The 9,999-nt window shown below is 72.7% G+C and carries 9 protein-coding genes and 1 tRNA gene; 6 read left to right on the top strand and 4 right to left on the bottom strand.

The window, feature by feature from the left end; genetic code table 11:
- The 3 genes from ACVMLK_RS17235 to ACVMLK_RS17225 form a co-directional block, all read right to left on the bottom strand.
- Positions 1-1,301, bottom strand: a 1,301-nt coding sequence (locus ACVMLK_RS17235; RefSeq protein WP_457487102.1) for a cation:proton antiporter domain-containing protein, incomplete at its 3' end; no start/stop codon positions are given.
- A 182-nt stretch (positions 1,302-1,483) separates the two neighbouring features.
- Entirely contained in the window at positions 1,484-2,428 is a 945-nt protein-coding gene (locus tag ACVMLK_RS17230; RefSeq protein ID WP_457487101.1) for a metal ABC transporter solute-binding protein, Zn/Mn family, read from the bottom strand.
- Between the two features lie 78 nt (positions 2,429-2,506).
- Positions 2,507-3,286 (bottom strand): hypothetical protein, encoded by a 780-nt coding sequence (locus ACVMLK_RS17225; RefSeq protein ID WP_457487100.1) that lies wholly within the window; start codon positions 3,284-3,286, stop codon positions 2,507-2,509.
- A 113-nt stretch (positions 3,287-3,399) separates the two neighbouring features.
- Here ACVMLK_RS17225 and pip point away from each other — a divergent pair, with 113 nt between their 5' ends.
- From pip to ACVMLK_RS17205, 4 genes are all read left to right on the top strand, one after another.
- Positions 3,400-4,350, top strand: a complete 951-nt coding sequence (pip, locus tag ACVMLK_RS17220) for a prolyl aminopeptidase (protein ID WP_198365427.1) — start codon at positions 3,400-3,402, stop codon at positions 4,348-4,350.
- 61 nt (positions 4,351-4,411) lie between these two features.
- Positions 4,412-4,488 (top strand) — tRNA-Arg (locus ACVMLK_RS17215).
- Positions 4,489-4,801: 313 nt separating this feature from the next.
- The gene (locus ACVMLK_RS17210; protein WP_457487099.1) at positions 4,802-6,145 is read left to right on the top strand and encodes an APC family permease; all 1,344 of its coding nucleotides are present in this window, start codon (positions 4,802-4,804) and stop codon (positions 6,143-6,145) included.
- A gap of 25 nt (positions 6,146-6,170) precedes the next feature.
- Positions 6,171-6,986, top strand: coding sequence for an SAM-dependent methyltransferase (locus tag ACVMLK_RS17205; RefSeq protein ID WP_457487098.1), 816 nt, complete (start codon positions 6,171-6,173; stop codon positions 6,984-6,986).
- Between the two features lie 27 nt (positions 6,987-7,013).
- On the opposite strand, the gene ACVMLK_RS17200 is transcribed toward ACVMLK_RS17205, so the two are convergent.
- Complete coding sequence (locus tag ACVMLK_RS17200) at positions 7,014-7,730, bottom strand: GntR family transcriptional regulator (RefSeq protein ID WP_457487097.1); 717 nt, start codon at positions 7,728-7,730, stop codon at positions 7,014-7,016.
- A gap of 84 nt (positions 7,731-7,814) precedes the next feature.
- On the opposite strand from ACVMLK_RS17200, the gene ACVMLK_RS17195 reads away from it, so the two are divergent.
- Positions 7,815-9,551: an acetolactate synthase catalytic subunit gene (locus tag ACVMLK_RS17195; protein WP_457487096.1), complete on the top strand. Its 1,737-nt coding sequence runs from the start codon at positions 7,815-7,817 to the stop codon at positions 9,549-9,551.
- Positions 9,551-9,999: alcohol dehydrogenase catalytic domain-containing protein (locus ACVMLK_RS17190; protein ID WP_457487095.1), on the top strand; the 449-nt coding region annotated here is incomplete at its 3' end. The genes ACVMLK_RS17195 and ACVMLK_RS17190, both read left to right, overlap by 1 nt.

Genomic DNA, 9,999 nt, shown 5'->3' with positions numbered 1-9,999 from the left:
GGGCGGGGGGGGCGGGGGGGGGGGGCCCCCGCGGCGGCCATGACGGGAGCCGGCGCGGGCACCGGGGCGGGCGCGGCCGCGGCCTGGCGGGCGGCCGCCCGCGCCGTGACGCGGTCGATGATGATGAAGAAGAAGGGGTTGAACAGGATGGAGAGGATGGCGCCGGCCAGGATCAGGTCGCGCCCCTCGGCGGGCAGCATGTTCAGCGCCACGCCGAGCCCGGCCAGGATGAAGGAGAACTCGCCGATCTGCGCCAGGCTGGCGGAGATGGTCAGCGCCACGGTGTTCGAGCGGCCGAAGGCGCGGACGATGGCCCAGGCGGCGATCGACTTGCCGACGACGATGATCAGGATGGTGCCCGCCAGGGCGGCCGGGGCGGTGGCGATGATGCTCGGATTGAACAGCATGCCGACCGAGACGAAGAACAGCACGGCGAAGGCGTCGCGCAGCGGCAGGGTCTCCTCGGCCGCGCGGTGGCTGAGCTGGCTCTCGGCCAGCACCATGCCGGCGAAGAAGGCGCCGAGGGCGAAGGAGACGTCGAAGAGGATGGCCGCGCCATAGGCGACGCCCAGCGCCACGGCCAGCACCGAGAGGCGGAACAGCTCGCGCGAGCCGGTATGCACCACCCAGTGCAGCACCCAGGGGATGACGCGGCGCCCGACGATCAGCATAACGGCGACGAAGGCGACGACCTTGGCGAGGGTGACCATCAGGATGCCGGCGAGGCCGAGATCGAGCCGCGCCGCCAGCGGCCCGCCGCCATCGCTCGGCGTGCCGTTCACCGCGCTGGCGATGGCCGGCAGCAGCACCAGGGCGAGGACCATGGCCAGGTCCTCGACGATCAGCCAGCCGACGGCGATGCGCCCGCGCTCGGTCTCGACGATGCGCCGCTCCTGCAGCGCGCGCAGCAGCACCACGGTGGAGGCGACGGAGAGGGCGAGGCCGAAGACGAAACCCTCGGGGATCGACCAGCCGAGCATCCAGGCCAGGCCCATGCCCATCAGCGTCGCGGCGCCGATCTGCACCACGGCGCCCGGCACCGCGATCTTGCGGACGGAGAGCAGGTCCTTGAGGGAGAAATGCAGACCGACGCCGAACATCAGCAGGATGACGCCGATCTCCGCCAGCTCGTTGGCCAGGCCCTGGTCGGCGACGAAGCCCGGCGTGAAGGGCCCGATGGCGACGCCGGCGAGAAGATAGCCGACAAGCGGGGAGATGCGCAGCCTCTGCGCGACCGCGCCGAAGATGAAGGCGAGCGAAAGCCCGGCGCAGATGGTGGCGATCAGCGGTCCGTGATGCATGCGTCTCCCTGTACGGGCTGGATCGGGCGTTGAAAGAGCGAGCGGTTGAATTCCGTTGCCGGAAATTAACTGCACGATCGCTCAATTTCAAGCTTTGTTCCTGCCGTTCAGGAGATTTTACGGAAATACTTCTATTCCGCCGGCAGCTCACGGCGTGGCCCGGCCGCCGGCCGGGCGCCGTCTCAGCCGCGCATGGCCGCTGTCAGCAGGCCGACATTGTGGCGGAACATCGCCTCGTAGCTCGGCGCCGGCCCGTCGGCGGAGGAGAGGGCATCGGCGTAGAGCCGGCCCTTGACCGTGACCCCCGCCTCCGCCGCCAATCGGTTCAGCGTCGCCGGATTCGCCATGTTCTCTAGGAACACCGCCGTGATCCCCTCGCGCTTCAACAGGCGGATCAGCCGGGCCACCTCGGCGGCCGAGGGCTCGGCCGCGGTGCTGACGCCCTGCGGCGCGATGAACCGCACGCCATAGGCCGCGCCGAAATAGCCGAAGGCATCGTGGCTCGTGACCACCACCCGGCGTGTCTCCGGCACGCGCCCGATCTCGGCCCGCACCCAGGCATCGAGGGCGGCGAGCCGGGCCAGGTAGGCCTCCGCCCGCGCGGCATGGCCCGCCGCCCCGGCGGGATCGGCCGCCTGCAGCCCGGCGAGGATGGTCCGCACATAGGACTGGCCCAGGCGCAGATCCTGCCAGGCATGCGGATCGGCCGCGTCATGATCGTGGCCGTGGCCGTGGCTGTGACCATGGCTGTGGCCGTGATCCGCGGGCCCGGCCTGGCGGGGCGTGATCCCCTGGCTGGCGGTGACGAGCCGCCCCTGCTGCCCGGCCGCGGCCAGCATGCGGTCCAGCCAGGGCTCGAAGCCCAGCCCGTTGCGGACCACCAGCCGGGCGGCGCGCAGGGCCTGGGCGTCGGAGGGGCGGGGCTGGAAGCTGTGGGCGTCCACATCGGGCCCGGCCAGGACGCGCACCGCCAGCCCGTCGCCGCCGACCTCCCGCAGCATGTCGCCCAGAATGGAGAAGGAGGCGACGACCGGAAGCGGTGCCGGTTGCGCCCGGGCGGCGCGCCCAAGGACGGGCAGGGTGAGGGCGAGGGGCAGTGCGACCAGGGCGCGGCGGGACAGCGGCATGAGGAGTCTCCAGAGAACGTTATAGCGTATCAATTCGCCCGAAATGGCGGGCCCGGCAAGCCCGCCCGGGCCGCGCCCTCAGCGCCGGCCGAAGATCTGCCGCAGCCAGCTCCAGAGGCCCTCCCCGGTGGCGCGGCGGCCAATCCGCTGCTGCGCCACATGCGGCCGGCGCGCCGGCGGCGGCAGGGCGCTGGCCATGGTGTGGCGGCCGGCATCGCGCGCGGCGACCAGGCGGCGCTCCAGCGCCGTCACCTGGGCCACCGCCTCGGGCGGCTGGCTGGCCAGCAGCCCCTCCACCGTGGCGGCCGCGTCCTCCCAGGCCTCGGCGCGGCGCAGCGCGTCGATCACCCGGACCGTCTGCTCGGCATCCAGCGGCGGGCCGCTGCGCCAGAGCGCCACCGCCTCCAGCCGCCAGCTGGCGGCGAGGTCGGGGCGGTTCATGTCGTCCGCCACCCAGGCGGCGTGCAGCGTCGCCTCCGCCGCGGCATGCAGCGCCCCGGTCTCCTCCAGCACATGCGCCCAGGCCAGGAAGCGACGCGCCAGCAGGGGATGGCTGGTCTCGGTGATCAGCGCCCGGAAGGGCGCCGCCGCCACCGCCTCGGCCGCCGCCGGATGCGCCCGGCCGATGTCGGGCGCGGCATAGGAGCAGTGCGGGCACTGCTGCAGCCACCGCGCCATGGTGCCGCGCAACGGCTCGCCCGGCCGCAGGTCGAGGTCCGGGGCCTGCTCGGGCGGGCCGGGGCGGAAGGGCGGCTGGCGGCTCTCGCCGCCGCAGACGGCGCAGCGCAGGCCACCGGCCGGCCGGCCGGCCGGGGTGCCGGGCGAGGAGGGGCCGGTGGAGGAGGAGGGAGACGCCATTGGCCCAAGCTAGGCACGAAGCGGCCCGGCGCGAAGAGGCGGGCGCGCGCAAACGTTATGCCGCTCCCGAGATGGTGTTGCGCGGCAGCGGCCGAAGCGCCAAACATCCCGCCATGCCCCGCGGCGACCTCTTCCCCGATATCGCGCCCTACGAGACCGGCCTGCTGCCGCTTTCGGGCGGGCATGTCATGTACTGGGAACAGGTCGGCAATCCGCGGGGCCAGCCGGTGCTGTTCCTGCACGGCGGGCCGGGAGCGGGAGCAGGGGCCGTGCACCGCCGCTTCTTCGACCCGCTGCACTGGCGCATCATCATCTTCGACCAGCGCGGCTCCGGCCGCTCCCGCCCGCTCGGTGAGCTCGCCGGCAATACCACGCAGGAGCTGGTGGGCGACATCGAGACCCTGCGCCGCTTCCTCGGCCTGGAGCGTTGGCTGCTCTTCGGCGGCTCCTGGGGTTCCACCCTGGCCCTCGCCTATGCCCAGGAGCATCCCGGGCGCGTGGCCGGCTGCGTGCTGCGCGGCGTCTTTCTCGGGCGGCGGCGGGAGGTGGACTGGTTCCTCTACGGGCTGCGCCGGGTCTTCCCCGATGCCTGGGAGCAGTTCGCCGAGCACGTCCCGCCGGCCGAGCGGGGCGACCTGCTGGCCGCCTATCTGCGCCGCCTGACCGACCCCGACCCGACGGTGCATTTCGCCGCCGCCCGGGCCTGGAGCCAGTATGAGGGGCTCTGCAGCACGCTGATGCCGAGCCCCGACACGGTGGCGAGCTTCGCCCAGGACCGCACGGCGCTCGGCCTGGCGCGCATCGAGGCGCACTACTTCGCGCATGACCTCTTCCTGCCGCCGGAGGGGCTGCTCGGGCGCATGGAGCGCATCGCCCACCTGCCGGCCGAGATCGTGCAGGGGCGCTACGACATGGTCTGCCCCGCCGAGAGCGCCTTCGACCTGACCGCCGCCTGGCCGCGCGCCCGGCTGACGGTGGTGCCGGATGCGGGGCATTCGGCGCTGGAGCCCGGGGTGCGGATGGCGCTGGTGGCCGCGGTCGAGCGCTTCCGCCGCCCGCGATGAGGCCCAATGATGAGGAAGGGCGGTTTCGCCCTGGCGCGATCTGCTCTATTTTGCCGCCGGCGTCTCCGTAGCTCAGCAGGATAGAGCACCAGATTCCTAATCTGGGGGCCGTGGGTTCGAATCCCGCCGGGGACACCACTCACCGATAATCCGCGCGTTTCCCGGCACGGACGGCCATCCCTCCGCATCGTGCCGCCTGCCCACCCCTCGATGACGCGCGCCACAGCCGCGCCGCCCTCGCGGGAGCCGCTTGCGTCAATCAGGCCCAGTGCCCTCGCCGGCGGCGAATGCGGAAGTCGCCACCGGCCGCCCTCCATGACGCTTCGCAACTCTTCTTCACTTGGCGTCGCGCCCCGGGCAGGAGCAAGCTGAACTATCCGTTTCGTAATTTTTTGGATATGATCCAGCGACAGACCGTCGCGGCCCCTCCGTCGAAGATGTGGAACATGTGATGCCGCAGCCCGGAACATCGGAAGCGCGGTCCGGTCTGTCAGTGCTCGACGCGGTGGTCATTCTGGTCGGCATCGTGGTCGGGGTGGGCATCTTCCGCACCCCCTCGCTCGTCGCGTCCCAGGTGGACAGCGAGGCCGCCTTCCTGGGTGTCTGGCTGATAGGTGGCCTCATCACCCTGGTGGGCGCCCTCTGCTACGCCGAACTTTCCGCCGCCCATCCGCAGAGCGGAGGAGAGTACCATTTCCTGTCCCGCGCCTATGGCCGCCCCGTGGCCATGCTGTTCGGCTGGGCGCGGAGCGCGGTGATCCAGACCGGCGCCATCGCCGCCGTCGCCTTCGTCCTCGGAGATTACGCCGCGGCCGCCCTGCCCCTCGGGCCGTATGGCAGCGCGGTCTACGCGGCGCTGGCCGTGGTGATGCTGACGGCCGTCAACATCGCCGGCACCTTCCAGAGCAAGACCTTGCAGCTGGCGGTCACCACGCTCGAGATCGGCGCCATCCTCGCCATCATCGGCCTCGGCCTGCTGGCTGCGCCCGAGGCCACGGCCCCGTCGCCGGTCTCCGCTCCGGCGATGGGATCGCTCGGCCTCGCCCTGGTCTTCGTGCTCCTGACCTATGGCGGCTGGAACGAGGCCTCCTACCTGACCGGCGAGGTGCGGGACGCGCCGCGCAACATCGCCCGCGTCTTCCTGATCGGTACCGCCCTGCTGGTTGGCCTCTACCTGCTGGTCAACATCGCGCTGCTGGCCGTGCTGGGGCTGGAGGGGCTGCGCCGCTCCGACGCCGTGGCCGCCGACATGATGCGCGTGGTGGCCGGGGAGGCGGGGGCGGGCATCGTCACCGCCGCCGTGGTCGTCGCCGCCGTCTCCACCCTGAATGCCACCATCTTCACCGGCGCCCGCTCCGCCGCCGCCCTGGCGCGGGACATCACCTGGCTGGCGAGGATGGGCGAATGGAACCAGGCCCGCCACACGCCGACGCGGGGGCTGCTCCTGCAGGGCGCGGTGGCCCTGGCACTGGTGGGATTCGGCGCCGCCACGCAGGATGGCTTCCGCGCCATGGTGGATTACGGCGCGCCGGTGTTCTGGGGCTTCATGTTGATGACGGGCCTGGCCCTGTTCGTGCTGCGATGGCGGGAGCCGGAGCGGGTGCTGCCCTTCCGGGTACCGCTCTACCCCCTCACGCCCATCCTGTTCTGCCTGGCCTGCGCCTACATGCTGCATTCCAGCATCGCTTATACCGGCCTCGGCGCCCTGGTGGGGCTGGCCGCCGTGGCGGCGGGCGCGCCTCTGCTGCTGTTCCGCCGCCGCGAGGTACCTCCCTTGCCCGCCTCCTCCCCCTAGCCCCCTGATCCCGGAAAGGCCCCACATGACGCGCTTCTCCACACTCGTCGTGGCCACCGCCCTCTCCGCCCTTGTGTCGCAGGGCGTCCTGGCGCAGCAGCCGGCCGCGCCGCCCGCCTATGCGCCCACGGTGGGGCAGGCCGGCAAGGACGTGATCTGGCTGCCCACCCAGGCCTGGCTGATCGAGCGGATGCTGGATATGGCGGCGGTGACGCCGCAGGATCGGCTGGTGGATCTCGGCTCGGGCGATGGCCGCACGGTGATCGCCGCGGCCAAGCGCGGGCTGCGCGCCCACGGCATCGAGTACAACGCGGATCTGGTGGAGCATTCCCGCCGCGGCGCGCAGGCGGAAGGCGTGGCGGATCGCGCCACCTTCTCCCAGGGGGACATCTTCCAGTCCGATTTCTCGGACGCCACGGTGGTGACGCTGTTCCTGTTGCAGGCCCTGAATGAGCGCCTCCGCCCCACCCTGCTGGCCATGGAGCCGGGCACCCGCGTGGTCTCCAACACCTTCACCATGGGAGACTGGACACCGGATGACGAGGTGGTCGGCGAGTCCGGCTGCACCAGCTTCTGTCGTGCCTATAAATGGGTGATCCCGGCACAGGCCGGCGGCGAATGGCGGCTCGGCGAGGGCCGGCTGGCCCTCGTGCAGCGCTACCAGATGCTGACCGGCACCCTGACGCTGGATGGCCGCATGATGGACATCACGGATGGCCGCATGGATGGTCGCCGCATCAGCTTCGAGGCAGGAGGCCGCCGCTACCAGGGCGAGGTGCGCGAGGGCCGCATCTCCGGTCAGGTCGAGGGCGCGGCCTGGAGCGCGGAACGCCCGGGGTAAGGGCGGGCTTCGGCGGCGCTTCTCCGCTCAGTCCGGCGGCGGGCTCGCCGCCAGCAGCGCGGCGATGAAGGCGCCATGCTCGCGCAGATCGCGCGTGACGGCGGCGCGGGCGGCCTCGCCGTCATGCGCCTCCAGCGCCCGCAGCAGGGCCTGGTGCGGGTGCGCCTGCGGGGTCAGCGGGCGCGGCGCGGCGAACAGCAGATTGATCGTCGGCCCCGCCTGCACCCAGAGCCCCTCGACCAGGCGCTGCAGGATCGGCATGCGCGCCAGGGCGATGGTGCGGAAGTGGAAGCGCTCGTTCTCCGTCAGGACCATGCGGGCGTCGTTGCGTATCCGTCCCTCGGCGACGCGGTCATGGATGGCGCGCAACTCGGCGATCTCGGCCGGCAGGGCCAGTTCGGCGGCGCGGGCGGCGGCGCGGCCCTCGAGGTCCACGCGCAGGTCCATGATCTCCGCATAGCGGTCGGGATGCAGCCGGGGCACGCGGGCGACGCCGCGCGCATCCAGGTCCAGCGCCCCTTCCGAGGCGAGGCGGAGCAGCGCCTCGCGCACCGGGGTCGGGCTGACGCCCAGCTCCTGCGCCAGCAGCCGGTGCACCAGCTTCTGGCCCGGCATCAGCCGGCCGGACATCAGCGCGGCGCGGAGCTGCCGATAGGCCTTTCCGGCCAGGGAATCCTCACGGTGGATGGGCGCCAGGGGCAGGCAGTCCGGGGGCAGGCAGTCCGAGGGCAGGCTATCGTCCATGCGGCGGAGATCCCCGGAGTGGCTTGACGAGTCAAGCACGGCGTTATTTGCTATAGCAAATCGCAAAAGCATCAGGAAACGCCCATGACCGCCTCTGGCCCCGCCTCATCCCGCGGCACTCCCAACGCGACCGTCGCCCTGCGTCTGGCCGAGGCCCTGGCCCGCCACGGCGTGACGCTGACCTTCGGCCAGAGCCTGCCCTCGGCCTTTCATCTGGCCGCGCCCCATGCCGGGATCGAGCAGAAGGTCTACCGGCAGGAGAACATGGGCGGCACCATGGCCGACGGCTATGCGCGCGTCTCGCACAAGGTCGGCGTGGTCACGGCGCAGAACGGCCCCGCCGCCGCCCTGCTGGTGCCGCCGCTGGCCGAGGCGATGAAGGCCAGCGTGCCGGTCCTCGCCCTGGTGCAGGAGGTGTCGCGCGACAGCGCCGACCGCAATGCCTTCCAGGAGCTCGACCACCTCGCCCTCTTCGCGCCGGTGGCCAAGCTGGTGCGGCGGATCGACCGGGCCGACCGGCTGGAGGACTATGTGGACATGGCCTTCACCGCCGCCACCTCCGGCCGGCCGGGCCCGGCGGTGCTGCTGCTGCCGGCCGACCTGTTGCTGGAGCAGGCGGTGCCGGTGGCGGGACGCCGGGCCAGCCTCGGCCGGTATCCGCTCGACCGCACCCTGCCCGAGGCCGCGCGCATCGAGGCCGCGGCGGCGGCACTGGCGGGGGCGCGGCAGCCGCTGGTGATCGCCGGCGGCGGCGTGCATCTGTCCGACGCGGCGGAGGAGCTCGCCGCGCTGCAGGAGGCGGCGCACCTGCCCGTCGCCACCACCTTCATGGGCAAGGGCGCGGTGGCCGAGACGCACCCGCTCTCGCTCGGCGTCGTCGGCAACACCATGGGCCTCGGCGCCCGCACGCACGCGATGCGGCCGCTGGTCGAGGAGGCGGATGTCGTCCTGCTGGTCGGCAACCGCACCAACCAGAACGGCACCGACAGCTGGTCGCTCTACCCGCGCGCCGCCCGCTTCATCCATATCGACCCCGATCCCATCGAGATCGGCCGCAACTACGAGGCGATGCGCCTGGCCGGTGACGCGAAGGCGACGCTGGCGGCGCTGCGCGAGGCGATGTTGCGCCAGGACCTCGCCGCGCGCGCGGCGGCGCGGCCCGCGGTTGAGGCGCGCATCGCCGAGGCCGTCCGCGGATGGGAGAGGCTCACCGCCGGGGTGCGCGGGCGCGATGGCGGGCCGGTGCGCCCCGAGCGCGTCGCCGCCGAGATCGACCGCCGCATGCCGGAGGACGGCATCATGGTCGCCGATGCCTCCTACTCCTCGAACTGGATCAACATCCACATGACGGCGAAGCGCGCCGGGCAGCGCTTCCTGACGCCGCGCGGCCTGGCCGGGCTCGGCTGGGGCGTGCCGCTGGCGATCGGCGCCCAGGTGGCGGCGCCGGAGCAGCGCGTGGTCTGCCTCTGCGGCGATGGCGGCTTCGGCCATTCCTGGGCCGAGCTGGAGACGCTGTTCCGCCTGCAGCTCCCGGTCACGGTGGTGGTGCTGAACAACGGCATCCTCGGCTTCCAGAAGCACGCGGAGGACGCCAAGTTCGGCGAGCACACCATCGCCTGCGACTTCGCCAGCGTCGACCATGCCGCCATCGCGCGGGCCTGCGGCATCTCCGGCGTGCGGGTGGAGCGCGGCGAGGATCTCGGCGCCGCGTTGGATGCCGCCTTCGCCGCCGGGAAGCCGGCGCTGATCGAGGTGATCACCGACCCCGAGGCCAAGCCGCCGATCACCGTCTTCCACGGGCACTTCCCCGAGCCCTTCTGATGCTGGCGCTGCGCAAGACGCGGCCCGGCCCGGGGCTGCAGGCGCTGGAGGTGCCGGAGCCCGGCGCCCCGGCGGCGGGCGAGGTGCTGGTGCGGATCGAGGCGGTGGGCATCTGCGGCAGCGATGTCCATGCCTATGAGTGGACCGAGGGCTACGGCCACATGACGCCGCACCTGCCGCTGACGATGGGGCATGAGATGGCGGGGCGTGTCCTCGCCGCCGGCCCGGGCGCGGGCCTGCCCGAGGGGTTGCGCGTGGCGCTGCATCCGGGCCTGGTCTGCGGCCGCTGCGAGGCCTGCCGGCGGGGCGAGCCGCGCGGCTGCACCGGCCGCCGCACCCTGGGCCTGACCTGCGACGGCGGCTTCGCGCCGCTGCTGCGCCTGCCGGCGGCCAATCTCCTGCCACTGCCGCCGGCGGTGGATGCGGAGCTGGGCGCGCTGGTCGAGCC

The organism is Teichococcus aerofrigidensis (assembly GCF_054073225.1).
This window is presented reverse-complemented; position numbering and strand designations above follow the sequence as displayed.